This window comes from Roseateles sp. DB2, assembly GCF_051857535.1.
GTDB lineage: Bacteria > Pseudomonadota > Gammaproteobacteria > Burkholderiales > Burkholderiaceae_C > Roseateles_B.
This window is the reverse complement of the sequence record NZ_JBPZGY010000015.1, coordinates 1-25,009: the sequence shown is the minus strand read 5'-3', so window position 1 is coordinate 25,009 and position 25,009 is coordinate 1. Positions and strand designations below refer to the sequence as shown.

Below are 25,009 nucleotides of genomic sequence, written 5' to 3'. Positions count from 1 at the left end.
GGGCATCCCAGGCATGAGCACCATGGAGCAAAGTTTTACGAAGCCTGGCGGCGCCAGCGCCGCCCACAGTCGCTTCGTGCAGCGCATCCGGCGCCGCTACGAAGCCGAGCTGCCCTTGCTGCCCCCGGGCCTGCCCGGCCGCGAGACCATGCAGGCCCTGATCGACCAGCTGCAGTCCGGGGGACGCAGCCTCGCCAGCAGCCTGCGGGTCTGCCGCCACCTGGTGCTGGAACGCCTGGCCGTGGCCGACATCGAGCAGGCCGCCCCCATGCCCGCCATCACCGAGGCCATGACCACCCTGGCCGAGGTGACCCTGTGCGCCGCCTTGCGGCAAGCCCGGCTGGAGCAGGACGAAGTCAACGGCGAGCCCCGCAACGAAGCCGGCGAGCCCATCGAGTTCTGGGTCATCGGCATGGGCAAGCTGGGCGGTCGCGAGCTCAATGTCTCCTCCGACATCGACCTGATCTACGTCTACGAGGACGACGGCCAGACCCTGGGCCCCCGGATCGTCACCGCCCACGAGTACTTCACCCTGGTGGCCAAGCGGCTCTACGCCCTGATCGGCGACGTCACCGAGGACGGCCAGGTCTTTCGCGTGGACCTGGCCCTGCGGCCCAACGGCAACTCCGGGCCGCCGGTGGTGAGCCTGTCGATGCTGGAGGAGTACTTCCTCGTCCAGGGCCGCGAATGGGAGCGCTTTGCCTGGCTCAAGAGCCGGGTGGTGGCGCCCCGCCAGCCCGAGCCGGGCGAGCCGCCCTCGCGCGCCGTGGCGCTGCGCTCCCTGGTCACGCCCTTTGTCTACCGCCGCTACCTGGACTACGGCGTCTTCGAGGGCCTGCGCCAACTGCACCGCAAGATCCGCGACGAAGCCCAGCGCCGCGCCGCCGGCCGACCCGAGCGCGCCAATGACGTCAAGCTCTCGCGCGGCGGTATCCGCGAGATCGAGTTCATCGTGCAACTGCTCCAGGTGGTGCGCGGCGGCCAGTTCCCCGAGATCCGCACCCGCTCCACCGTCAAGGCCCTGGGCCGCCTGGCCGCGCGCGGCCTGATGAAGCCCGCCACCGCCGAGAAGCTGGCCGAGGCCTACGACTTCCTGCGCCGCGTGGAGCACCGCATCCAGTTCCTGGACGACCAGCAGACCCACTGCCTGCCCGGCTGCGACGAGGACCTGGGCTGGATCGCCCGCTCCATGGACCTCCCCTGCAGCGCCGAGGCCTGCCAGCTGCTGGACCGGCTGTGCGAGGTGCGCGAGCTGGTGGCCACCGAGTTCGACGCCCTGCTGCACGACGGCCAGGCCCCCGGCGGCTGCAAGAAGGGCCAGTGCGGCGGCCCACCCCTGCCGGTGGACGCCGACGAATTCCTGGAGAAGCTGCCGCCCGAGCTGGCCGAGGCCGTGCGCCGATGGGCGCAGCAGCCGAGGGTGCAGAACCTGCGCGAGGAGTCCCGACTGCGCCTGGCCAAGCTGGTCGGCCGCGCGGCCCTGGGCGTGCGCGACGGCGAATGCAGCCTGGACGCCGCGCTGCGCTTCATCGACTGGATGGAGCCCCTGCTGCGCCGCGAGAGCTACCTGGCCCTGCTGGTCGAGCGCCCCTCGGTGCAGACACGGCTGCTGCGCCTGCTGGGCCTGGCCCGCTGGCCCATGCGCTACCTGATGCAGCACCCCGGCGTGATCGACGAGCTGGCCGATACCCGGCTGCTGCACGAGCGTTTCGACGGCGCCACCTTCATCGCCGACCTGCAGGCCCGCCACGACGCCTGGGCCCAGCACGGCGAGGCCGACGAGGAGGCGCTGCTGGACAGCGTGCGCCGCGCCCACCATGCCGAGGTCTTCCGCACCCTGGTGCGCGACGTCGAGGGCGAGATCACCGTCGAGCAGGTGGCCGACGACCTCTCCGCCCTGGCCGATGCCACGCTGCAGTGCGTCATCGACTGGGCCTGGTCGCGCCTCAAGCAGAAGCACCGCGAGCAGCCGCGCTTCGCCGTCATCGCCTACGGCAAGCTGGGCGGCAAGGAGCTGGGCTATGGCGGAGACCTGGACGTGGTCTTCCTGTACGACAACGAGCAGGACACCGATGAAAACGCCCCCGAGGTCTACGCCGCCTTCGTGCGCAAGCTCATCACCTGGCTGACCCTGCGCACGGCCGCGGGCGAGCTCTTCGACATCGACACCGCCCTGCGCCCCAACGGCAATTCCGGCCTGCTGGTGACCTCCATGAGCTCCTTCGGCAACTACCAGATCGGCCGCGGCAGCAACACCGCCTGGACCTGGGAGCACCAGGCCATCACCCGGGCCCGCTTCTGCGCTGGGGACGCCGGCCTGGCCGAGCGCTTCGAGGCCGTGCGCCGCCAGGTGCTGACCGCCCCGCGCGACCCGCAGGCCCTGCGCCAGGAAGTGCAGGCCATGCGCGAGAAGGTGCGCGCGGCGCGACCGGTGAAGCCGGGGCTCTTCGACGTCAAGCACAGCCCTGGCGGCATGATGGACGCAGAGTTCGCGCTGCAGTACCTGATCCTGGCGCATTCCGGCCAGCATCCCGAGCTGCTGGCCAATGCGGGCAACATCGCACTGCTGCAGCGCGCCGAGGACGCCGGCCTGCTGCCCGCAGGCGTGGGCCGTGACGCGGCCAATGCCTACCGCGAGCTGCGCCGCCTGCAGCACCGGGCCCGCCTGGACGAGCAGAGCACCGCGCTGGACGAAGCCGCCCAGGCCGCCCAGGGCACCGCCCCGCTGCAGGCCGCCGTGCTGGCCCTGTGGCAGGCAGTCTTTCCCACTGAGCCTTCAAACTGATGCGCGCCTGGACCACCCTCTGCGCCGCCGCCGCGGCGCTGGCCCTGCTGGCCGCCCTGCTCGCCACCTCCCTGCTGCCCAGCGGCCGCCTGGATTGGCAGGCCGATCTCATCTGGCATCAGCCCTGGCGGCTCTGGACGGGCGCCCTGGTGCACTGGAGCTGGCATCACCTGCTGGCCAACCTGGCCGGCTGCCTGGTGCTGGCCCTGCTGGGTTGGGCCAGCGAGCCCGGCGGCCGCGCGGCCCTGGCCTGGTTCCTCGCCTGGCCGCTGACGCAGCTGGGCCTGCTGCTGCAGCCGGGCCTGCACCGCTATGGCGGGCTGTCCGGCGTGCTGCATGCCGGCGTGGCCGTGCTGGTGGTGATGCTGTGGCAGCGCAAGGGGCGCGAGCGTGCGCTGGGCGCGGCCATCGGCCTGGGCCTGCTGCTGAAGCTGCTGTCGGAGCAGCCCTTGGGCGCACCGCTGCGCACGGTGATCGGCTGGGACGTGCCCATCGCGCCCTTCGCGCACCTGGCGGGCGCGGCGGCAGGCCTGCTGTGCAGCCTGCTCCTGCTGCGAGGCGGCAAGCGCTGAAGAGCTTCTGATCAGAGCTCGCGCGTCATGAACACGCTGTGCGGGTCTTCGACATAGCCTTCGAACGGTCCGCACGGCTCGAAGCCGGCCGATCGATACAGCGCATGGGCCGGCTTGAAGAAGGCGTGGCTGCCCGTCTCCAGGCTCAGGCGCTTCACGCCTTGCGCGCGCGCATCGTCCATCAGCCGCGCCAGCACGGCGCGGCCCACACCCCGCCCTCGCGCAGCCGGCGCGGTGCGCATGGACTTCAGCTCGGCATGCGCGCCCGCGAGATGCTTGATGGCGCCGCAGCCCAGCAGCTCGCCTTGCTTGTCCCAGGCCGTCCAGAAGCGGATCTCGGGACGGCGGAGTTTGTCGAGGTTCAGCGCATGGACGCTCTCGGGGGGCGAAGTGGCGCGCATGTCGGCGAGATGCTCCTCCAGCAGCTGCGCAATGCGCGGGTCGCTGAGATCATCCAGGCGCAGGCGCAGGCCGGTGGCCGCCACGGGCGGCAGGGTGGATGTGGTCATGGGGAGGCCTCCTTCGTACAAGTTCATCAGGACAGGCAGGACTGCGCAAGCCCCATGCCAGCAGCCGCCACGCTGGCCAACCCTGCATGCACCAGTACCGCGCCGGGAACCATGCTGCTCGCCCATCCTGCGCCACCCTTGTGCGCGCTTGCCAGCACAATGCACCCGCCCGGTGCGCTCATGCGCCGGCCGTCGCCCCACCTCTCCTGCAGTACCCCTCATGACTGAACGCCGCACCCACCTGGACCTCTTCGCCATCAGCTCCCTGCTGGCCTGCTGCCTGCTGTGGGGCCTGGGCCAGGTGGCCATCAAGGCGGCGCTGACCGAGATCACGCCCCTGTGGCAGGCCGGGCTGCGCTCGGCGGTGGCGGCGCTGCTGGTCTGGCTCTGGGCGCAGTGGCGGGGCATTCCGCTTTTCAACCGTGACGGCAGCCTGCCCGGCGGCCTGCTGGTGGGCAGCCTCTTTGCCGCCGAGTTCGCCTGCATCTATGCCGGCATGCAATACACGACGGCGGCGCGCATGGTGGTGTGGATCTATCTCTCCCCCTTCGTCGTGGCCCTGGGCATGCCCTTCATCGCCCATGCCGAGCGCCTGAGCCTGCGCCAGAGCGCCGGCCTGCTGCTGGCCTTTGGCGCCGTGGCCTATGCCTTCGCGGAGGGCTTTGCCGCGCCCGCGCCGGACGCGCCGCGCCAGTGGCTGGGCGACGCCCTGGGCCTGCTGGCCGCGCTGCTGTGGGGCGGCACCACGCTGGCCATCCGGGCCACGCGTCTGTCCACCGCCAGCGCCGAGAAGACGCTGTTCTACCAGCTGGCCGTCTCCGCCCTGCTGCTGTGCGCCGGGGCCGTCGGGGCCGGCGAGGCCTGGCCCCTGCAGTGGAGCTGGCGACTGGCAGGCCTGTTCGGCTTCCAGGCGGTGATCGTGTCCTTCATCAGCTACCTCGTCTGGTTCTGGCTGATCCGTCACTACCCCGCCACGCGTCTGGCCAGCTTCACGCTCAGCACGCCGCTCTTCGGTCTGCTGGCCGGCAGCGCCCTGCTGGGTGAGGCCATCTCCGGCCGGCTGATGGGCGCCATGGCCGGGCTGGCGCTGGGCATCGTGCTGGTGAATCGCTGAGGGCTGCGCCTGTCGCACGGGCGCCAGCATGCCGGGCGCCATGCCCCTAGACTTCGCGGATTCCAACTTCGATACGGGAGTCCCTGATGATCACGCTGTGCGGACTGACGCTGTCCAACTACTACAACAAGGTCAAGCTGGCCTTGCTGGAGAAGCAGATCCCCTTCCAGGAAGAGCTGGTGATGACCAAGTCGGCCGACGAGGCCGTGCTGAGCTGCTCGCCCCTGGGCAAGGTGCCCTTCATCAAGACACCTCAGGGGCCGCTGTGCGAGAGCCAGGTCATCATGGACTACCTGGAGGCAGCCTACCCCGAGCATCCGCTGCTGCCGGCCGACCCCTTCGCCGCGGCCAAGTTGCGCGAGCTGACCGCCTTCATCGAGTTGCACCTGGAACTGGTGGCGCGCGAGCTCTATGCCCAAGCCTTCTTCGGTGGCACCGTGAGCGAATCCAAGCAGGAGTGGGTGCGCAAGACGCTCAACAAGAACATTCCGGCCTTCAAGCGCCTGGCCCGCTTCGCGCCCTATGTGGGAGGCGAGACCTTCAGCCAGGCCGACTGCGCCGCCTGGGTCAGCCTGCCCCTGGTCGGCATGGCTACCAAGGCCGTGCTGGGTGAAGACCTCCTGGCAGCCCACAGCGTGGACTGGAAGAGCCATGCCAAGCTGGTCGGCGAGCGGCCCGCCGCACAGAAGGTGGCCGCCGACCGCAAGGCCGACACCGATCGCCAGATGGCGGCCATGAAGGCCAAGGGCTGAGGCCGGGCACACCTTGGGAGCGACCCTGAGCTTTGACAGCTTCCGCTCGCAGGCCATGGCCCGGGGTTTCACGGAGGTGTTGGAACGCAGCTGGGCGCCCAACACCGCAGTCAGCCCGCACAGCCACCCCTTCCGCGCGCAGGCCCTGCTGGTCCAGGGCGAGATGTGGCTCACGGTGGAGGGCAAGACCCGGCACCTGCAGCCCGGCGACGGCTTCGATCTCCCGGCAGGCCTGGTGCACGAAGAACGATACGGCCCGCAAGGGGCGACGTACTGGGTAGCGCGGCTTGCCTGAGCTGCGGCAGGACGCGCAGCGCCGCACGGCCCAAGGCAGGGCCGCCGAGGTTCCGATGCAAGCAGGTGCAGGATCCTGGGACGCTCATGGGGTAATTGCCGCGTGCCGGCGGCACCCCTATAGTCGCAGCATCTATCCGCCTAGGAGCGCAGCATGGCCACGCGTACCCAGTCGATCGATCTTCAGAAAGTGCTCAGCGGCGCCGCTCGGCTGGAGGTCAAGCTGCTGAACGCAGGGGTCGAGGCCATGCAGGTCTACATCAACCAGGCCTCCCGCTTCTCTTCGCTGGCCGCCGAGACCCTGCAGGCAGTGCAGGACGACAAGGCAACGCTGGCCGAGACCGCGCGCAAGCTCAGCGACTTCGGCCGCCAGAGCGTGCATGCCTATGCTGACCTGGCCCTGCGCCTGGGCACCAGCTACTACGACGAGTTCGACCGCCTGGCCAGCCAGGCACGAACGACATCAAACGCGGTCAGCCCCCCCCGCGCTGAAGCCAAGCGCCCACCGAAGACGTGAGCTACCGCGCCAGCGAGCGCCGCGTGCTCGCACACGACCCGCACAGCAACGGCGAGCGGCCGGTTTCCCGGCGTGAGGCCGCCGCATTGAAGGCCGGCGGCCTCTACCGCGCCAGTTCGGGTGCGCCGGCCAGCGCCGAGCACTGGCGCCGCCGGCTGCCCGATGGCAGCTGCCTGCATCTGGTGCTGGAGGAGCGGCGCTGCCGCCTGCACCACGATGCCTTCGACCCCGACGCCAGCCTGCTGTCCATGGGCCTGCACATGACGCACGAGGCTCGCGCCGAAGCCGCCTCGCTGGCAGCACTGGCCTGGTCCGTCGTCAAGCTGCTGGCGCGCTGATCCTCGAGGCCGCCAGGTCAAAGAAGGTCCGCCAATGGCGCGACACCAGCTCGCTGAAGATCATGCGCAAGCCCTCGCCCGTGCGCGGGAACTCGGCCTCCAGTTCGATGCGCGTGCCACGGCCACCGGCCGCCGGGAGGAAGCGCAGTGTCCCTTCACAGCACCCCGGCACCTGAACCGCCCTTGACGCCGCGTGAAAACGGACCAGCGCCACGCCGGTCGGCTGTCGCAAGGTCAATGTCCAATCGAGCAGCCCAGGGTCCAGATGCGGCTGCAGCAGCACCGGTACCTCGACGTGGGCGCGCCACTGCTGCACAAGCTGGCGCTCGCCCGTAGGCAGCACCTTGTCCTCCAGCACCTGCGCGGCCTCCACGTGGGGCAGCAAGGGCGCCAGCTCGCAGGCACGCTCCATCAGCACCTGCATCAGCGGCTCCAAGGGCTGCATCACCACCATCATCAGCTTCATGAGGCAGCCCGCACTTCGGGTGACAGCTGCAGGCGGGCGGCCACGGCATCCGACACATTCCCACGCGCCAGCACCCAGGCCAAGGCCTCGGCCAGCGCCTGGCGTGCGGGGCGAGGCCGCCAGCCCAGGGCCGCCAGGCGGTCGTGTCGGTACCAGTAGAAGCGGCAGGCCATGCGCGCCTCGTCGCGCGTGACCTGCGGCGCACGCCCGGCCAGACGGGCTGCGGCCTCCATGCCAGCGGCGGCCAGGTAGGCCGCTGTGTGGTTCAGCGTCAGCGAAGGGCCGAAGGTGCCCGCCAGCGCTGAAACGGTGGCATGCAGCGATTCCCAGCGCAGGTTCTCGCTGCCTGCCAGGTAGCGCCTGCCCGCCTTGCCGCGCCGGGCAACGATCAGGTGCGCCTGCCCGATGTCGGGCGCGGCCACCACATTGCAGCCCCCCAGGAAGGTGCAGCGCAACGGGTCATTGAGGTAGTTGACGAGATTGGCGTTGCTCGGCCCCAGGCGGTAGTCATGGCCGCCGATGACCAGGGTCGGGTTGACCGTGAGCACATCCAGCCCCAGACGGCGGCCGCTGTCGAAGGCGGCCTCTTCCTGTCGCAGCTTGGACAGCACGTACGCCGAGGGTTGCGGTTCGTCGAACACCGCGTCCTCGTCCAGCACCAGGGGCGTGGTGCTGGACCCCAGCGTCACTGAGGAGGACGTCACGACCACCCTCCCCACGCCCGCGCGCTGCGCCGCCAGCACCATGTGCCGCGTGCCGCGCACGGCGAGGTCGGCCTGAGCCTCGCTCGCCATGCCGGCGTAGGCAAACACGGCGGCCGCATGGAAAACGAGGTCGCAGCCTGCCGCGGCCCGCTGCAGGGAATCGACGTCCAGCACATCGCCTTCGCAGACCTCGACGTCCAGCCCTGCCAGGGTTCGCCGGTCGCTGGCGGCTCGCACCAGCACACGCACGCAGCACCCTTGGTCCAGCAGCGCCCGCACGATGTGATTGCCGACGATGCCGGTCGCACCGGTGACCAGCGCGGGCCTCATCATCCGCGCGCCAGTTGGTCCAGGTCGCGGTGCACCGCGTCCGCCAGGCCCTGAAGAAAGTCCGGGGCATCCCGGGCCAGCGCAGCCATTCCGGCGGCAAAGGCGGCGTCGCGCCCCGATGCGTCATTGGCAGCCGGCTGACCGCTGAAATGGACGAAGCCCTGCGCATCGGTGGTCCGGGAGGGCGGCCCGGCCGGCTCCTTTACCACGCTGGCCCCGGTCCCCATCAACCAGGCCAGGGCATCACCCAGCTCTCCCGCGCCGCGGCGGCTCCGCAGCAACTCGCCCAGCGCAGCCGCCGCTGTGGCCAGCAGGCGTGGCAGCGCACGCTTGGGGTTCTCTGCCTCAGGGTCGTGACCGATACGGAAGTCCCGCCCTTCGTAGGCGGCCTGCAGATTGGCCAGAGTGCCTTCGAAGAAGGTCGTGTAGGCCCCTTCGATGATGGGATCGCGCAGGGCGGGCGCGAGGTTGATGTCCAACATCTGGAACGGTAGCGGCAGCCTGAAATGCTGGCGCCCGGCGACCCGCACCCGCACCTGGCCCTCTGGTGTGCGCGTGAACTCGACGCAGCCGTCGTCAGCCAGCGCGCTGTCATTGGGACTGGCCACGGTGCGCCAGTAGATACTCTGCCGCCCCGGCGCGCGCCGGATGCACTGCAGCTTCTCGACATCGATCACCTCCCCGCCGAACAGCACCATCCAGTTGGGCTGCTGCAGGTACAGGTTGCGTTCGGCCTGGTGTCTGACACGGCCACGGCCGTCGCGCCTGACCGCCACTGTGGCCCCGCCGATGTAGTCGTTCATGTACTGGATGCCCCGCGAGATGTCGACCCGGCGCACCCATTTGTCATAGGCCACGGGCACCACATGTTCGTTGCCGAACACGATGGCGCCGTCCACGTGGCGCCATCGCAGCCCATTGCGTCCGGGCGGGAGATGCGCCAGCAGCGCCTCGTAAGGTGCCATCGCGTCGGGCACGGCGTCGTAGTCGGTGTCCGGGTAGGCGAGAGGGTCCATCAGCAGTGGCGCCTCGCGCCGGCGCAGCCTGTCCTTGGCGAAGAGGGTGTGCTGCGCCTTCACCAGCCCACCCAGGCGCGCCAGCAACAGGTTCAGCGTCACCACGATCCAGAAAGCGCGCGGGTTGTCGTCCACCCGCGCCATGAGCGGCGTGATCAGGGCATTGAGGCGGTCGCTGTAGAAGTCGCGCGGCGCAAAGCGTTCGCGGTCGACCGTCTGGAACCAGGCGGGGGCCAGTGCACCCACGCCCTCTGCCGCCTGACGCTGGCGTGCAGAGCGGGCCATCAGGGGATGCACATTGCGCCACAAGGGGTAGGGTGCCAACGGGCCCTGCACGCGATGGGGAGGTAGCCCGAATGCATGCAAGGCAGCCGCATTGACCGCCGAGGCGTAAGGGTCCAGCCCCATGCGCGCGGCACCGGCCCAGTCGGCCAGCAATGCCAGTGGGCTTGCGATCAGCGTATGCGTCGCCAGCGGACGCGGCGCACGCTGGCCGGCGCCGCCGTGGGCGCTGGTCATGGCATCGATCAGGCACCAGTGCGGCGGCGCCTCGCGCAGGACCTGCAATGCGTCTTCCACGGTGCCGCGGCGCGTGCCGGCCAGGCTGGCCAGGTTGTGGACCGTGAGCGCGAAATGCTGCTCCTCGTGCGTACGGTTCTTGGCGAAGACGATGCGCAGGGCGGCCTCCCGCCACCGCGCGCCGCCCGCCGCGTCGAACACCTCGTAGGACCGCCCTTGCGGTGTGCGGAAGCGCCAGCCCGTCAGCTCTGGCACAAGCTGCGGATCGCGGTTGTGCAGCCAGGCATCCTCTTCGTTGCGCACGTCCGCCACGGCAACATCGGTGAAGCCATGTTCGTACAGACGATCGATCAGGTGCTCCACCAGGGCTGCTTCGGTGCCGGCATGCGGCGCCTGCTCGCAGCAGTCCAGATCGGGCTTGATGACCACCGGGCCGCGCCGATCAGCCACACTCGACCAGAATCCGCAGGCAGCCAGCAGTTCATCCAGCAACACCGGGCCGCTTGCGCCGGCGCGCTGATGGACCCACACGGTGTGGTCATGGTCAATCTTGCCAGGACGGCGTGCCATGGACTGATAATAACGCGGCATGCGAGCCTACCCCTACCGCTTTCACATTGCGCTGGACGGCAATGGCCTCAATGGGCTCGAGGGATTGGCCGGCGTCTGCCAGTTCCTCTTTGATCCTGCCGACAACGCCTATGCGTGGAAGATCTCGTACTTCGACGGCATCGCCGGTGGCCACGCGGTGAGCCTGAGTCCGGGCGGTTCACTGGGCTTCCTGGGCAACACCGGCCAGCACCTGCTGATCTACGACGGCTCCGACTCCAGAGAACTGGCGCGCCAGAGCACGCTGAGCTTCGAGACCAACGACACCTCGCTGCGTGGAAGTACCCATGCGGCGTGGCTGGATGAGCGTGAGTTCATCACGGCGATCGGCGACCACTTCTATCGCTTCGACGCGCACCGCCTCGACGAGGGCACGAAGCTGGGGCCACATCGCGTGAAACTGCCGCATGCCTTGAAACGCAGTGCATCGGGCCGCTACCTGGTGTACGGCTCCATGGACCACCCCATGCACGGCGAGGCGCGAGAGGTCGGCATCTATGACCTGCAGACGGGAGAGGCACGCCGCGTGGAGCTGCCCGCCACCTGCTGGCATGTGGCTGCGGATCCGGCCCGGGACATTTTCTATGCGCTGAGCTTCCGCGTCCTGCCGCAGGACGGGCGCGACTGGCATGAATGGGCGATGGCCTACCTCAAGGAGTACGCCTTCGAGATTGACGCCGCCAGTGGCCGCGTGCTGCGGCATTGGGCTGCGGGTCGCGAGGTGCCGGCGCATATCAACAGCGACGTGGTGCTGTCCGATGGGGAGCTGATCTTCTGCAATGGCGCGAGTCAGAGCATCATCATGATCGAGCGCGAGGGCTTCGCGCGATGGCGCATGATCGACGAACGCCCTGACGTGGCAACCCTGCTCGGCCAGCGCAAGGCCGTTGGCGCGCAGATCGCCGACGCGCTCACCCGCGGCAATGTGCTGCACGAGACGCGGCACTTCCTGGCTGCTTTGCGCATCTCTCGTTGGTCGGTGCTGGATTCGGTCTACGCCTGCCAGCTCTCGGCGGACCAGCGTCTGCTGTTCACCGCCAATCGCGGGCTCAACCACATCACGGTGTACGACTACCCCGCCAACACCGTGCGTCTGCGGGTGGCCATGCCAGGCCTGCAGGACTTCGTGCCCTTGTCTCCCGGCGGCGACCCGCGGCTGGGGTTTCACCACGGTGCGCTGGTAGGCTGAGCAGGACGCAAGAACACGTGCCTCCCCATCCCCCCGCGGGAAGCGGCCGGGGTGTTGAATGCCACGGCGGATGCGCAGCGCGACTGTGCGTCACCTGGCATGAGTCAGGACAGTGAAACAGACGGGGCGCATCCTCGGCCTTGCTGGCTCACGCCATGAGCCAGCGGCCGCTGACACTGGCTTGAGCGGATGCCAGAGGCATGCACCAAAGGCGCCGCCCTTCAGCTCATTTACCCAAGGAATCCTCATGACCATGAAGAATGTTGCCAGCCTGTTCGCGGCCGGCCTGGCATCCTGGCTGTTCGCTGCCCCGGCCATGTCGGCCGGCTGGACTTTGACCGATCTCGGCACACTGGGGGGGGCCAGCAGCGCGGCCAACGGACTCAACAATGCCGGCCAGGTGGTGGGCTATGCAGAGGCTGCCGACGGCACACCCTACCCGGTCATGTGGAATGGCGGCGTGATCGTGGCACTCAGCACGCGCCCTGGACGGGCGCTGGCCCTGAGTGGCAGTGGCCTTGCGGCGGGCAACGTGATGAGCGCCAGCGGCCTGAGCCTCGACGCCACCTTGCTGAGCGGTGGGGGCGCCTATGACCTGGGGACCTTCGGCGGCAGCTTCAGCAGCGCTGTGGCTGTCAATGACAGCGGGCAGGTGGCGGGCTATGCGCGAACGGTCGATGAGAAGGATCATGCCTTCCTCGCCACGGCGTCAGGCATGGTGGACCTGGGCACCTTCGGCGGCCAGTACAGCTATGCCTATGGTCTCAACCAGGCCGGACTCGTCGTGGGCAGTGCCTACGATGTCTCGGGGGCGCCACGCTGCTTCCTTTCCACAGGCGGCGGGTTGATCGACCCAGGCACGCTGGGAGGACGTGCCTGCAGTGCCCTGGCCGTCAACGATGCAGGACAGGTCACCGGCAGCAGCAGCACGAGCACCGGCGTGGGCCACGCCTTCGTGTTCGACAAGCGCGGCATGGTGGACCTCGGCACACTGGGTGGATCCAGCAGCATCGGCTATGCAATCAATCGGTTGGGGCAGGTGGTGGGGGCAGCGCGCACGGCGGCGAACCAGATGCACGCCTTTCTTCATGACGGCACCCGCATGCTAGACCTGGGCACCCTGGGCGGCACCACCAGCACGGCCACTGGCGTCAATGCGTCGGGCCAGGTGATCGGCAATGCCACGCTGGCCAACGGCAGCAAGCAGCCCTTCTTCTATGCCAAGGGCGTGATGCTCAATGTGAACAACTTGGCGCCCGGCTTGTCGAATGTCGACCCCGCTCGCCTGTACCTCAACGATGCGGGCCAGATCGCGGGGACGGGCACCATAAACGGCAAGCAGCGGGCCTTTGTGCTCACACCGACGCCCTGAGGCACCGCAGGACCGTGCCCGGCTGCGGCCGGGCGGTCTGGACCTCCGGGGCCTCCGGCTCCGCCAGCGGAGGAACGAGGGATCGCCATGTCGGTTTGCACTGAACGTTGAATCGTGAGGCACGGGCCACCAGGGGCTTGGCCCGACTTGCCTCATCGCCGTCTACGTCCGTGTTTCACTGGGGTTTGAAATCACGGCATTTGCATTGCCATGGATTGAATCTTCGCTCGGCGCGGCCAGTCATTGCGAATGGCCTCAGCGATGCAGTCCGATCTCTGCATTCCGGAAGGCAACAGCTTTTCAGGGGCCTCCTTCGCTGCCAGCGCGCGTGCGAGTGCCTGGGGCGGGAGTGCGGCGAAAGGCGCCCTCAGCATCACCCCCCTAGCCGGCGTGCGAGCACCTGGGCAAAACGCAGCGCACTTCCTGGCGCAAAGGGCAGGTTGAGCGAGGGTTCGCAGATGTCGAGCTCGAGTACAACGGGGCGTCCTTGTTTGTCCCGAATGAGGTCGACTCGCCCATAGAGCAAGGGGCGAGCCAAGCCCATGTACTGCGCAGCGGCGCGCAGCGCAGCCTCTGCGACGGCGCGCTCGGCCTCGTCAGCCTCACGAGCGGCCCTCAGGTCCAGCGTGGGGACGTTGACGGTGCCATCCGCCAACAGCATGGCACTTTTGCGAATCGCATGGCTGTATGCGTTGTCGAAGTAAGTAAGGTTGGTTTCCCCCACCTCGTCCACCAAGGGGAGGTAGGGTTGCACGATAACGAGACTGCCATTGGCAAGCAGCGATGCGGCATAGTCGCCCGCCTCGTGTGCCTGCTCCCGAGCGAATCGCTGAACGTTCTTTGAGTAAGCACCAATGGTCGGCTTGACCACGACGTCGCCAGACTCGGGGTGCGCAGCGAGCAGCGCACGGATGGCTTCATGCGGATCCATGCCGGACTCAATGAACTGAGTTGGCACGGTTGGGACGCCCAAGGAAGACAAGGCCGCAAGGTAGTGCTTGTCCAGAGCGAAGCGCGCAACAACTGCAGGATTCAGCAGCGTTGTCATGCTCTCGACACGCTCGCACCAACGCAGGAACGTGGGCAACTGATCAATGTAGTTCCAGGGCGAACGCAGGAGTACAGCGTCGAAGCCAGCCCAATCAATCGAAGGGTCCTCCCAGTCGCAAACCTGGGTCTGCATTCCCAGGGTTGCAAGGGCATCGAGCAAGGGGGGCATGTCGTAGTCGATCGGCAGACTAGCCGCGCAGGTAACCAAGGCAATTGACTTCATATGCAAACGGAGAAAGTCTTGTGTTGATGTGTATGGATGGACGGGGAGCTGGACTCCTGCCGATCACCAGGGAATCTGTCTGCCCATATGGACGTACTGCCCAGTGGGGCCATCAGCATCGAGCAAAGCCATGCTGACACTTGTTTTAGCGCCTTCGCTAACCTCCAGATCGCCCGCACCTTCGTTCATGTCCGTCTTGGTGTAGCCCGGATGAACGGCGTTCACCTTGATGGGCGTATTCCGCAGTTCATAGGCCAGGTGCACAGTCCAGGAATTGATCGCACTCTTTGATGCGCTGTAAGCCGGCAATGACTTGAAAAAGTCACTGTAGGCGTATGACGATCGGTCGCAGTGCGTCTCAATGGACGCGAGAAGACTCGACACATTCACGATACGAGCGGCCGCTGACTTTCGAAGCAATGGCAGAAAGGCCTGAGTCACTTCGACCACGCCAAAAAGATTGGTATCGAAGGTCTGGCGCCATTGCTCCAGCGGTTGTTCCGAGGGGCAGTTGCCGTACTTCTCAATGCGGATGGCGGCGTTGTTGACGAGGATGTCGAGTTGACCAAACTGGCGCTCAACACTTTCCGCCGCGGCCCTGATGCTGCTGGAGTCTGTGACATCCAGGTGCAAGCCTGCTGCGTCGGCGCCGGTCGATGACAGTCGCCGGGCGGCCTCATCAACCGCTTCCTTGCGCCTTCCGCTGAGAATCACATGGATCCCCTGTGCGGCCAACTGGCTCGCGATTTCCAGCCCTATGCCCCGGTTCGACCCGGTAATCAAGGCAACTCTTCTGGGAGACGTGGACACGCTGGGAGCCTTTCAGATGGTTAGCAAATTCACCGCAGCCAAATTACCCTGACAGCCGGGTGATAGTGAGGCCAGGTAAGCGGCAACGGGCGGGCCGAAGCGCTCGAAGTCGACCAGGAAAGCGTCGTGGCCGGCCGGTGAATCCAGTGGCACATAGCTCACCTGAGCACCTCCCGCGGCAAGGCCATCGGCAATCTGCCGCTGCTGCGAAATCGGGAACAGGAAGTCCGTCTCGACACCGATCACCAGCGCAGACTCAACCGACAAGCGGGCCAGCGCATCGGCCACGTCGCACCTGCTGGCTTCTGCCAGATCAAACCTGTCAATGCAGCGGCTCAGATACAGATAGGCGTTGGGATCAAAGCCGCTCGTGAATCGGTGGGCATGGCACTCCAGATACCCTTCCACAGAGAACTCGATGCCAAACGGCGCCGCACTGTCGGACTCCAAGCCGAGCTTGTCCCTGCCGAAGCGCTGGTTCCATTCCTGCGCAGAGCGGTAGGTCAGGAAGGCAAGCTTTCGCGCCATGACCATGCCGCTCTTCGGAAAACTCTCCGCGCTGTAGGCACCCTGGTTCCACTGCGGGTCAGACTTGATGGCTTCGCGTTGCAGGGCCCGTATCGCGATGGCAAAGGGCTGGGCGCTGGCGGCGCCCGAGATGTTGATCAGATGCGGTGTCAAATCAGGATGACGTGCCGCAAGCGCAAGTGAGGTCATGGCCCCCATTGACGCGCCAACAACGCAGGCCAGTTGCTTGACGCCAAGTGAGCGAACCACAAATGCAGCCGCGTCAGCAATGTCTTCCATGGACAGCTCGGGAAAGCTCAGGCCATAGGGCTCGCCGTTGGAGGGGTTGGGCGACGCCGGACCGGTTGATCCCTTGCAGCTGCCCAGGGAGTTCACGCAGATCACATGCCAACGCCGGGTATCAATCGGCTTCCCAGCTCCCACCATCGACTCCCACCACCCGGCCGAGGGGTCTTCGGCATGAGAACAGACGTGCGCATCCGGCGACAGCCCCGGCAAGATGAGAATCGTGTTGTCTTTCGCAGCATTTGGCTGGCCTACCGACTCGTAGGCAATCCGTGCACCATGCAAACGCCCGCCACGATGCAGCGTGAAGCCGGGCGGGAGCGTGACGAAGCGCGTAGCGGGCGGGATGTACTCCCTCATGTGCAGCTCCTTCGATAGGGCGATCGGAATGAAGAGCGGTGGCAAGACCGCTCTGCAAAGCAGCCCGCGCAAGTGGCCTTATGCGGGAGAAAGCAGCGCTTCAGACGCAGAGAGTCCGGCCAGCCATTCGTCGTCAGAGCCTTCATTCATGCCCTCAAGCAGGAAGGTGGACAGGTACCGTTCCCCGGTGTCTGGCAGCATGGCCAATATCACGGACCCTTCCGCGGCGTTCTGCGCCACATCCAGGGCGGTGGCCACGGTGGCCCCGGCGGATATGCCGGCGAAGATGCCTTCCTCAGCGGCAAGCCGGCGTGCCGTGTTTCGGCCCACGACCTCGTCGATAGGACGCAGTTCGTCGATGACGGTGGCGTCGAGCACACTGGGCACAAAGTCAGGTGCCCAGCCTTGGATCTGGTGGACACTCCACGCCTTGCCCGCGAGCACTGCCGCATTTGCAGGCTCGGCGGCAACAACACGCACGGAGGGCCTGGCCAGCTTCAGCATCTGTCCCACGCCGGTGAGCGTGCCCGTCGTCCCAAAGCCGGTGACGAAATAGTCCAGGCGCTTGCCGGCGAAGTCGCTGAGGATCTCAGCGGCCGTAGTCTCCCGGTGATACGCAGGGTTCGCCGGGTTGTCGAATTGCCGAGCGCGGAACCAACCGTGCTTTGCCGCCAGTTCATCGGCGATCTTGTTGCCGCCACTGCTGCCGAGTTCGGCCGGAAACAGGATCACCTTGCCGCCGTAGGCGCGGATCAGCTTGCGTCGTTCGATGGAATAGGAGTCGGACATGACCGCGACAAACTTGTAGCCGCGGGCGGCCGCCACCATGGCCAGGGCGATGCCGACATTGCCGGACGTGCATTCGGCGATCGTGTCGCCAGGTTTGAGAAGGCCCTTTGCTTCGGCGTCCAGGACGACGGCAAGCGCCAGGCGGTCTTTGACCGAGCCGCCGGGGTTGAAGGACTCGACTTTCACATAGAGGCTCACGTGCTTAGGCGCGAGGCGATGAAGCTTGACGATGGGAGTCCGTCCAACGGTATCGAGAATGCTGTCAAAGAGAGGCATGGTGAAACTGTCCTTCGTAAACAAATGCAGCGGGTCCTGCCATGGTGATCGGGGAGGTATCGTCCGGCCAGCAGATGCCAAGGTCACCGCCAGGGAGCGAGACTCGAACTTGACGATCAATCAGCCCATCGCGAATGAAAGTCGCTGCGGCTGCGCAGGCACCGCTGCCACATGCCAGCGTCTCGCCAGCGCCGTACTCGTGGACGCGCAGTCTGATGTGCTGCCGGGAGACGATCTCAGCGAAGCCGACGTTGATCGCGAGTGGCAACCAGGGCCCTGCCCGCAGCGCCAGGCCCACTTCTTGAACCGGTGCCTGCGCGACATCCTTGACTTCAATGACAGCATGAGGGTTGCCCATGGACACGGCGGCAAATCGAACCGAACGCTGGTCCGCCAGTTCAACGGTGTAGCGGCCATCATCCGCGCAGCTGAGGGCAACAGGGATTCGATCAGCTGCGAACTGCGGAACGCCCATGGACACCCTGAAGTTCGCTTTGTCGATAGCTTCGACAGTCAGCGTCCCCGAGGGACTGTCAATGCAAAACTCAGGACCAGTGGCGACACCCTCCCGCACCAACCAGGCCGCCACGCATCGGGCGCCATTGCCGCACTGAGGTGAAGAGGCACCCGTGGCTGTCCAGATTGCAAATGACGCGATGGAAGCTGCTGATCGGGGCGCCTTGATGCCCAGAATCAGGTCGCAACCGGCCCCCGTGTGGCGGTCACTGATTGCTTGACACCATTCAGCTGAGGGGTCCGGTGCGTCACCGCGCAGGTCAAGCACGACGAAGTCGTTGCCGGCGCCATGCATCTTGGTGAAGCGATTCATGCGGCACACTCATCATTCATGCCCGCAACATCGCGCGCGGTGGCAGGTTCGAAAACGGGCGCCACGATATCAAGGATGATGGACAGCGACTTCTCATTGCTGACCGGATCCGTCGAGGCATTGAACTCGGCCAGTTCGATGCCGCGGAGCTGATCAGCCGGGATGGCCTGGAACAGGGCGCGGATCTGGTCAGGCCGCAGGCCATCGGGCACTGAGTAGTCCGCCGGAAGAAAGCCCGGCTCCAGCACGTCCCAGTCAATGTGAACCCAGACAGGTGCATCACCGATGGCTTCGAGAATCCGGGCTGGCGTCGTCTGTGCCGGAGGGATGATGCGCACGCCCGCTGTTTCGAGCAGCTGGCGCTCGGCCGCATCGATGTCGCGCGCACCGACCAGCACGACTTGCTCGGGCCGCAGCCCAGCGCCATGACCGCTTTCCCACAAGCCGCAGGCACCAGCGAGCACCATCCCGCCAAGATAGCCCGAGTCGGTGGTTGCCGGCGTGTTGAAGTCGCCATGGGCGTCAATCCACAGGACGACGGCGTCGGGGTGCTCGCGAGCAACGACCGGAAGGGACGCGAGGCTGGCCGAACAGGTGTTCGAAAGCATCACTGTCAGTTGCCCAGTCTTGACGCTGTCCTCGATGGCTGCTCGCAAGCCGAGCAGCGTTTCCTGTGCTTGCGGCAGGCTGACGCGCCAATCGTCATTGGCATGCGGTTGCGGCCGACCGATCACCCGCGAACGCAGTTCGTAGCGATCTTGCAAGGCCTTTGCAGTCAGGGCGGCCCCTTCGATCATTCGCGCGGCGCGATCAGCGACACGTCCCTGGGAGACGATGAGTTCAAGCATGAGTGGGATCGGTGTGAGAAAAGTTGATAAACCCGCCGGGGTGCCGGGCGAAGGCATGGGAAGGCCGAACGGACATGCGGACTGCCGACCGCCTTATCCGCGACGTGAACGCATCAGAAAGGGGCACTTCTCGCCGCGTTCCGTGTTCTGATCGCCCAAGCCGTACTGCTTCCATTCGCTGCTGCTGGAACCGAAGAAGCCCAGTTGTGGCGAGTGGGGGATGTCGTCATAGCGATTGATGCGAGCACGAATATTGAGCCGCATCTTTCGCCCCTCAGGTGTGTTGCCAGCGAACACGTCAAACCGCTCTCGCGGGTTGATGACCAGCACGAAGTGCTCGCCGAGATTGCGACTTTTTCGCAGCTGATGGACTGGCGTGCTCATGTTGCAGAACAACGGCATGCCGTTGAAGCACATGGACCATGTCGCTGACTCTGGATCCTCGCCAACATCGTCAGGCCAGGGCGCGGTGTCCACCTCATGCAGCCTCTGCAACACGTCCCAGCCGTAGGCGTGATAGTCCTCAACCGTCTTCGCGTGGATGCTGGCATGCGAGAACGCGACTATCAATGGATAGGCGGTGTCCAGGCTGTGGTCCCACTTCCTGGAGACATCGACGTACTCCGCGAGGCCAGACGCTAGATGCTGGATACCACTCGAGTCATTGCGCTCAACAAAGATGAACTTCAGCAACTGCTTCCGAAAGGCGTTCTTTGAGAACACACAGGGAAACTCGGAACTCCCACCGAGCCGCTGCTCCAGATCGCGAAGAACGGTGTAATGCCAGCTCCCCGAGTCGCGGGAAACCTGTGACTGGGAAATCAATGGTGTCTGGTTCGGCGTCATGTCTGGCTGTTCCAAGCTGGTTTGGATCGTCAAAAGGGCACTGACTACGGACGCAATGGAGCAGCGGGCGGAGCTTCTGGCTACCACCGCTTCCGGCAATGTTTGTCTTGAGCAGACCCAGCCTATGGCGCTTACCAACGGCGTTAGCATGCGCAAAGACGTCTTGCAAGAACGCGTCAGATCCAGCAGGACTTGGGCCCGTCAGGCAACAGGGCGCCGCCCCATGAGGGCAGGCGATAGCGCTCGCGCGAGCGCTGGAACGATCCGTTGGCTACGGTTCGTTCACGCGGCGAAGAGGTCTCTTTCGCTGACGCAGCTGATCCAGCTGCCGATTCTTGGTGACCATATCTCCCCCCTGTTTGTATTTGCTTGCATGGGCCACTGCAGGCATCCATGCCTTGCGTGTCTCACCGGCAGGCTAGCTTCAAAAGTCCGCTGCCGACGCAATTAGCACACTCAAGAGAATAGCCACTTGGAGTAGCCAGTTGAAGACACGGTTCTGCAGGTTTTTCATGAGCTGTTCCTGAGAGCTTCAGAGACAGTTGACGATCAATGTCACTCACGACACACGAGCACAACACGACACTGAACGCTCCACCCGTCCTGGGGCACAGGCTCGGGCCTGGAGCGCCAACACCTCCATGCAAGAGGTCGCGTTTGGTAGTGATGCATTGACCCGTTGAAAGCCTGCACGGGAGCTGCCTTCGAGAGGCAAGACACCATGAGTACGCAGATGGACGAAGAGATCAAGCACTGGACCGCAAAGCGCAAGACAGCGTTGGTGCTGGAGATCATCCAGGGTAAGCGCAGCGTCTCGGAGGCCAGCAGGACCTATGACCTGCCGCCCTCGGAGATCGAGGGCTGAGTTGAAGATGGCCGTCGAGGCATGGAGAACATCCTGAAGGCCAAACCACTGAAGCTGCGCGAGCAGTGCGAGCGCCAGTTGAAGGCGCTCCAGGACGCCTACGGCGAAGCGATGCTGGAGCTGCGCGCAGGAAAAATGCAGTCCCTGCTGGGCGAGGACGAGAAGTGGTCGAGCCTATCCGCCAGGAACTGCAAGCCAACGCATCACCGTCTCGACAGCCGCGCTGTGCCGGTGGTTTGAGGTGCCGCGGTGCAGCGTGTACTACCGGCCGGTGAAGGCAGCACCCACACGGCAAGGCCACTTTGCGGCGCCGATCAAGGCCATGATTGAGGAGAACCCCTCCTTCGAATACCGGGCCGTGGCGCATCTGCTGGGCTTCAACAAGAACACGGTGCAGCGCACCTTCCATCTCTAGGGCTGGCCTAGGGCTGGAAGGTGCGCAAGCGCCCGGTGGGCTTCAGACCGTGGATCCAGTCGCGGCCCTCGGTGGCCAAGGCGCCCAATGAACGCTGGGCTACCGGCATGTGCCGGGCCTGAGCAGGGCGTGATGGCTGGACGCCGATGACCTTGGTGACCGACTTCCACTGCCTTGAGCGGCTGGACTGGCATCTGTCGCGCAGCGGGCGATCGAAGAAGGCGGAGTCGGCGCTGGAGCAGACCCTGACCGCGCGCTTCAACACTCACCTGTGTTATCCAGCCTGGAGCGCCTCAAGTGCGAACAGCTTGGGAATCGAGCGGTAGGTGTTCAGGCGAGCCGCATAGAACGGCACCAGCTGATCATCGACAGCAAAATCTTTGGTGAGGTCGTGATGGCCCCCCTCGCGCGAGTCGAACAGGATGTGCTGCTCAAGATAGAAGCGGAAGGCGTCCAGTCCGGGCGCCGACCAGTCAGGAGCCTCGATGATCACCTTGAAGATGTCCGAAAGCTCTTCTTCTCTGCTGAAAACAGACATCGCCCGCACCCGGGGACTCAGCTGCCTGCAGGCGTCCAGATAGGTTTTCGCGTGCGTTCGCAGCAACTCGTCGCCTTGAATGCCATGGCGCTGCAGGAAATGCGCCAGGAATTCAGCATGATCGCCAGCCTGCAGATAGTCGCCATAGCGCAGGTTCGTGGTCTTGAGTTCTCCACGCGCCATCGACAGCAGGTTCTTGTTGTCGGGATACTCCTGCAGCGCAATCCGCAGCGCCTCGGCAAATTCGATGGCGTAGACATGCGAGATGTACATCAGTCTTTGCAGTTCACGGCGATCGAGCAGCTGCCATGGAAGATCACGAATCTGTCGAACAGTGCTCTTGAATTTCATCATTCCCCAACCTTCCACGAAAAGTAATTAGCAATTGCCACATTCATTCCCTGCCATCCGCTGATCCAGCGACGGCGCCACATGCAAGCGCTTGCGCCTCACCAGAAGGAACGCAGTGCTGAGCGTCAACAGAACTCCAAAGGCCAGCAGCGCCACTGACGTGCCAAATCGATCCGCCACCAGTCCAGTGAACACCACCGGCACGCTGAAGCCGACATAGGCCATCAGGAAGTACGCGGCCGTCGCGCGCGCCTTCTCGTTGCCAGCGGCCTCGGCCGAGCCAACCAAGCCGCCCAGGTAGACCAGGCCGTAGCAGGCGCTGCTCACGAAGACGGAGCCGATCAGAACCGCCAGCAGGACTCCTGACGTTGCCCCCCACGCGAGCAGGACATACCCAGGCACCAGGATCAGCAGCCCCAAACGGGTGGCGCGCTGAGGCGCCATGCGGCGCGCCAAAGGCTGAAAAATCAGCCCACAGCTGAGAGTCAGCATGGTCGAAAGGCCGGCGTACCCGGACAGGCCGTGTGCGCCAAGGACAGAGGGAAGCACAGAGATGGCCAGGCCCGAAGTTGCCCAGCACAGCAAAATGGCCCAGCCGTACCAGCGCCCCTGCGACGTGAAGAGCGGGAGTCGCAGCATCGGTGCCGCCTTTGCCTGACGAGGCGCTGTTTCCGGCAAGCGCCACAACAGCATGGCGGTCACGGCCACAGCCGCGAGATGCAAGACGAAGCTGAATGGCCTCACGGTGTCCGAGAACATCAGACAAAAACCTGTAAGCGCTGGGCCCAGCCCGAACCCAATCGAGTTGCTGGCGGTAACCCAGTTGGCAGCGACAGCGGCATTCCCCTCGCCCATGAGATCGACCATGTACGCGGTGGCCGTCGCGGACATGAGCGCAGTACCAGCGCCCAAGACAAACCGAGCCAGAGCCAAGGTGCTGATGTGCGGATAGGCAAGCATCAATGCCGTTCCTGCGGCGGACAGCAACAAGGCGAGGAACATGACCCGGCGACGTCCGATGCTGTCTGACACGCCCCCCAAGGCCAGCAATACGGGCAGCACCCCGGCAACGTAGAAGGAGAATGCGATCGCGGTGGCCATGACCCCCACGCCATCTCGCATCGCATAAGTGGCGTACAGCGGCACCTGCAGATTGACGCCGAGCGTGATGGTCGTGAGTGAAAACGCCAACCGCGCTGCATCCTTCCGTCCACTAGAAGAAGTCATTCGCACCTCAATGAAGACGTGCCACGAGGGCGCAACACGATGAGGGCCACCATAGCGTGGTTGCAGGTGCGCTGACAGACACAGTTATGATGAACTTTGCCCCCACAGTTACTACACACCTGCCAGAACAGTTCAAGAGGGAGAACGATGAAAATAGATATCCTGCGGCACTCAGATGTTTCATTGGCCGATCAAGTAGAGCGACAAATTCGATCAGCAATCGGCGCAGGCCGATGGACAGCGGGCACCCGCCTGCCATCGATCAGATTGCTTGCCGGTGACTTGGGTGTGAGCCGCAACACGGTTATTGAGGCGTATGAGCGCCTCATCGCCCAGGGTGTTGCCCGATCGCGCCCAGGCTCGGGCTACTTTGTAGAAGACTCGAGGGCGCGAGGGCACACACCCGGGCTCGCCAATCCAACAGACGCCGGGGACGTTACGGACGAGCTCTGGCATCTATTCAGCGACAAGTCCGATAGCGTCAAGCTTGGCTGCGGTTGGCTCGATGAATCCTGGCGCGAAGACGAGGGCATGGCCTACGCCATCCGACAGATCGTCCGGTGTGACCGCGCGAGTCTCTTTGACTACGGTTCCCCGCTAGGCGCGAGCGGTCTTCGAGCCGCGCTGAGTCGTCGACTCGGTACGCTGAACATCGCGGCTCCCGCCCAGCAGATTCTTTTGACCAGTAGCGCAAGTCATGCGCTGGACCTGATCATCCGCCTGACGCTGCGCCCCGGCGACACAGTTCTGGTCGAGAACCCGGGCTACTACAACCTTTTCGGGCTGCTGAAGCTTCAAGGTATCCACATGATCGGCGTACCTCGCACCGTGAATGGTCCTGATATTGAAGTTCTCGAGCGACTGCTGAGTCTGCACAAGCCCAAGCTGTTTTTCGTGAACAGCGTTTTTCAGAACCCGACAGGAACGAGCATTTCCACAGCGACAGCCCACCGTGTTTTGCAGTTAGCCGAAAAGCATGACTTCCGGGTCATCGAGGACGATATCTACGCTGACTTCGAAAGCGCGTCAGCCGTGCGAATGTCGGCACTCGACCAATTGCGCCGAGTGATCTACGTCGGTAGCTTTTCAAAAAGCCTCTCGTGCTCATTGCGCGTCGGATTCATTGCCGCAGCGCCGCAGCACATCAAAGCTCTGGTCGATGTCAAGATGCTCACCAGCATCACGTCATCCCGCTTTGGCGAGCAGGTTCTTACAGCAATGATAGAAAGCGGCAGCTACCGCAAGCTTGTCGATCGTTTGCGCCGACGGCTAGAAGCCCGCTTGGCGCAAACCTGCCAGATGATGAGCGGAGTCGGTTGGCAGTTATTCGACCGCCCGCCCGGTGGCATGTTTGTCTGGGCCCGCTGGCCTGGCATCTGCGATGGCACCGAACTGGTCAAGAACGCAGCTGCGCGCGGCGTAAAGCTGTCAAATGGTTCGGCATTCACGCCGGACGCTTTGGTCAGCCCTTGGCTTCGGATCAATGTGACCTACGCAGAGGACCCTCGCGCAAAGGCCTTTCTGGAGGCCCCGGTCTGATCGTGGGACTTGCCATGCAGACTGATCTGCATTGAAGAAATCGAGACACGCTGAGCGTTAGTCTTTCGGCGATTCGGCCTCGAGAATGGGGCGCAGGAGAAGTCGTGAGACGGAGTCGTTTTTCGGTGGAGCAGATCGTGGCGG

General features: G+C 65.2%; 23 protein-coding genes and 1 pseudogene. 11 read left to right on the top strand and 13 right to left on the bottom strand.

Going from position 1 to position 25,009, the window contains the following annotated elements:
* Nucleotides 1-22: 22 nt before the first annotated feature.
* Together glnE and rrtA are read left to right on the top strand one after the other, a co-directional pair.
* Nucleotides 23-2,785 (top strand): bifunctional [glutamate--ammonia ligase]-adenylyl-L-tyrosine phosphorylase/[glutamate--ammonia-ligase] adenylyltransferase, encoded by a 2,763-nt coding sequence (gene glnE / locus ACS5PK_RS18885; protein WP_439441815.1) that lies wholly within the window; start codon nt 23-25, stop codon nt 2,783-2,785.
* A complete protein-coding gene (rrtA, locus tag ACS5PK_RS18880) occupies nt 2,785-3,357 on the top strand; it encodes a rhombosortase (RefSeq protein WP_439441814.1) in 573 nt (190 codons plus the stop codon). The genes glnE and rrtA overlap by 1 nt, the downstream gene beginning before the upstream one ends.
* Nucleotides 3,358-3,368: 11 nt before the next feature.
* On the opposite strand, the gene ACS5PK_RS18875 is transcribed toward rrtA, so the two are convergent.
* Entirely contained in the window at nt 3,369-3,866 is a 498-nt protein-coding gene (locus tag ACS5PK_RS18875; protein ID WP_439441813.1) for a GNAT family N-acetyltransferase, read from the bottom strand.
* A gap of 220 nt (nt 3,867-4,086) precedes the next feature.
* Here ACS5PK_RS18875 and ACS5PK_RS18870 point away from each other — a divergent pair, with 220 nt between their 5' ends.
* The 5 genes from ACS5PK_RS18870 (at nt 4,087) to ACS5PK_RS18850 (ending at nt 6,881) form a co-directional block, all read left to right on the top strand.
* Entirely contained in the window at nt 4,087-4,980 is an 894-nt protein-coding gene (locus tag ACS5PK_RS18870) for a DMT family transporter (RefSeq protein ID WP_439441812.1), read from the top strand.
* Nucleotides 4,981-5,066: 86 nt separating this feature from the next.
* Nucleotides 5,067-5,732 carry a glutathione S-transferase gene (locus ACS5PK_RS18865; RefSeq protein WP_439441811.1) on the top strand — a complete coding sequence of 222 codons (666 nt, stop codon included), beginning with the start codon at nt 5,067-5,069 and terminating at the stop codon, nt 5,730-5,732.
* Nucleotides 5,733-5,745: 13 nt separating this feature from the next.
* On the top strand, nt 5,746-6,027 hold the full coding sequence (locus ACS5PK_RS18860; RefSeq protein ID WP_439441810.1) for a cupin domain-containing protein: 282 nt from the start codon (nt 5,746-5,748) through the stop codon (nt 6,025-6,027).
* A gap of 153 nt (nt 6,028-6,180) precedes the next feature.
* Nucleotides 6,181-6,543 (top strand): hypothetical protein, encoded by a 363-nt coding sequence (locus ACS5PK_RS18855; RefSeq protein WP_439441809.1) that lies wholly within the window; start codon nt 6,181-6,183, stop codon nt 6,541-6,543.
* Nucleotides 6,540-6,881, top strand: coding sequence for a hypothetical protein (locus ACS5PK_RS18850; protein WP_439441808.1), 342 nt, complete (start codon nt 6,540-6,542; stop codon nt 6,879-6,881). The genes ACS5PK_RS18855 and ACS5PK_RS18850 overlap by 4 nt, the downstream gene beginning before the upstream one ends.
* Here the strand turns inward: ACS5PK_RS18850 and ACS5PK_RS18845 are convergent.
* The 3 genes from ACS5PK_RS18845 to ACS5PK_RS18835 are packed head-to-tail and all read right to left on the bottom strand — an operon-like array spanning nt 6,862 to nt 10,486.
* Entirely contained in the window at nt 6,862-7,347 is a 486-nt protein-coding gene (locus ACS5PK_RS18845; protein WP_439441807.1) for a hypothetical protein, read from the bottom strand. The two genes, ACS5PK_RS18850 and ACS5PK_RS18845, sit on opposite strands and share 20 nt — an antisense overlap.
* Complete coding sequence (locus ACS5PK_RS18840) at nt 7,344-8,384, bottom strand: NAD-dependent epimerase/dehydratase family protein (protein ID WP_439441806.1); 1,041 nt, start codon at nt 8,382-8,384, stop codon at nt 7,344-7,346. Before ACS5PK_RS18840 ends, ACS5PK_RS18845 begins: the two co-directional genes overlap by 4 nt.
* A complete protein-coding gene (locus tag ACS5PK_RS18835; RefSeq protein ID WP_439441805.1) occupies nt 8,381-10,486 on the bottom strand; it encodes a hypothetical protein in 2,106 nt (701 codons plus the stop codon). The genes ACS5PK_RS18840 and ACS5PK_RS18835 overlap by 4 nt, the downstream gene beginning before the upstream one ends.
* 19 nt (nt 10,487-10,505) lie before the next feature.
* Here ACS5PK_RS18835 and ACS5PK_RS18830 point away from each other — a divergent pair, with 19 nt between their 5' ends.
* Both ACS5PK_RS18830 and ACS5PK_RS18825 read left to right on the top strand, forming a co-directional pair.
* Nucleotides 10,506-11,714: a hypothetical protein gene (locus ACS5PK_RS18830; protein ID WP_439441804.1), complete on the top strand. Its 1,209-nt coding sequence runs from the start codon at nt 10,506-10,508 to the stop codon at nt 11,712-11,714.
* Between the two features lie 247 nt (nt 11,715-11,961).
* A complete protein-coding gene (locus ACS5PK_RS18825) occupies nt 11,962-13,086 on the top strand; it encodes a hypothetical protein (protein ID WP_439441803.1) in 1,125 nt (374 codons plus the stop codon).
* A gap of 373 nt (nt 13,087-13,459) precedes the next feature.
* Here the strand turns inward: ACS5PK_RS18825 and ACS5PK_RS18820 are convergent, their stop codons facing one another.
* The 7 genes from ACS5PK_RS18820 to ACS5PK_RS18790 all read right to left on the bottom strand — a co-directional run bounded on the left by ACS5PK_RS18820 (nt 13,460) and on the right by ACS5PK_RS18790 (nt 19,930).
* A complete protein-coding gene (locus ACS5PK_RS18820) occupies nt 13,460-14,359 on the bottom strand; it encodes an ATP-grasp domain-containing protein (RefSeq protein ID WP_439441802.1) in 900 nt (299 codons plus the stop codon).
* 63 nt (nt 14,360-14,422) lie between these two features.
* The gene (locus tag ACS5PK_RS18815; RefSeq protein WP_439441801.1) at nt 14,423-15,142 is read right to left on the bottom strand and encodes an SDR family oxidoreductase; all 720 of its coding nucleotides are present in this window, start codon (nt 15,140-15,142) and stop codon (nt 14,423-14,425) included.
* A 39-nt stretch (nt 15,143-15,181) separates the two neighbouring features.
* Nucleotides 15,182-16,342, bottom strand: coding sequence for a homoserine O-acetyltransferase MetX (gene metX, locus ACS5PK_RS18810; RefSeq protein ID WP_439441800.1), 1,161 nt, complete (start codon nt 16,340-16,342; stop codon nt 15,182-15,184).
* A gap of 78 nt (nt 16,343-16,420) precedes the next feature.
* Complete coding sequence (gene cysK, locus ACS5PK_RS18805; RefSeq protein WP_439441799.1) at nt 16,421-17,407, bottom strand: cysteine synthase A; 987 nt, start codon at nt 17,405-17,407, stop codon at nt 16,421-16,423.
* Nucleotides 17,394-18,236, bottom strand: a complete 843-nt coding sequence (gene dapF, locus ACS5PK_RS18800; protein WP_439441798.1) for a diaminopimelate epimerase — start codon at nt 18,234-18,236, stop codon at nt 17,394-17,396. Before dapF ends, cysK begins: the two co-directional genes overlap by 14 nt.
* Nucleotides 18,233-19,084, bottom strand: coding sequence for an arginase family protein (locus tag ACS5PK_RS18795; protein ID WP_439441797.1), 852 nt, complete (start codon nt 19,082-19,084; stop codon nt 18,233-18,235). Before ACS5PK_RS18795 ends, dapF begins: the two co-directional genes overlap by 4 nt.
* Before the next feature lie 93 nt (nt 19,085-19,177).
* Nucleotides 19,178-19,930: a YqcI/YcgG family protein gene (locus ACS5PK_RS18790; protein ID WP_439441796.1), complete on the bottom strand. Its 753-nt coding sequence runs from the start codon at nt 19,928-19,930 to the stop codon at nt 19,178-19,180.
* Nucleotides 19,931-20,651: 721 nt separating this feature from the next.
* Here ACS5PK_RS18790 and ACS5PK_RS18785 point away from each other — a divergent pair.
* Nucleotides 20,652-20,960: pseudogene (locus tag ACS5PK_RS18785) on the top strand (DUF1153 domain-containing protein); the annotation flags it as partial.
* A gap of 524 nt (nt 20,961-21,484) precedes the next feature.
* Here the strand turns inward: ACS5PK_RS18785 and ACS5PK_RS18780 are convergent.
* Both ACS5PK_RS18780 and ACS5PK_RS18775 read right to left on the bottom strand, forming a co-directional pair.
* Entirely contained in the window at nt 21,485-22,102 is a 618-nt protein-coding gene (locus tag ACS5PK_RS18780) for a hypothetical protein (protein ID WP_439441795.1), read from the bottom strand.
* Between the two features lie 24 nt (nt 22,103-22,126).
* Nucleotides 22,127-23,290: an MFS transporter gene (locus tag ACS5PK_RS18775; RefSeq protein ID WP_439441794.1), complete on the bottom strand. Its 1,164-nt coding sequence runs from the start codon at nt 23,288-23,290 to the stop codon at nt 22,127-22,129.
* A gap of 183 nt (nt 23,291-23,473) precedes the next feature.
* Between ACS5PK_RS18775 and ACS5PK_RS18770 the strand changes: the two genes are divergently transcribed.
* A complete protein-coding gene (locus ACS5PK_RS18770) occupies nt 23,474-24,865 on the top strand; it encodes a PLP-dependent aminotransferase family protein (protein ID WP_439441793.1) in 1,392 nt (463 codons plus the stop codon).
* The last annotated feature ends 144 nt before the right edge of the window (nt 24,866-25,009 follow it).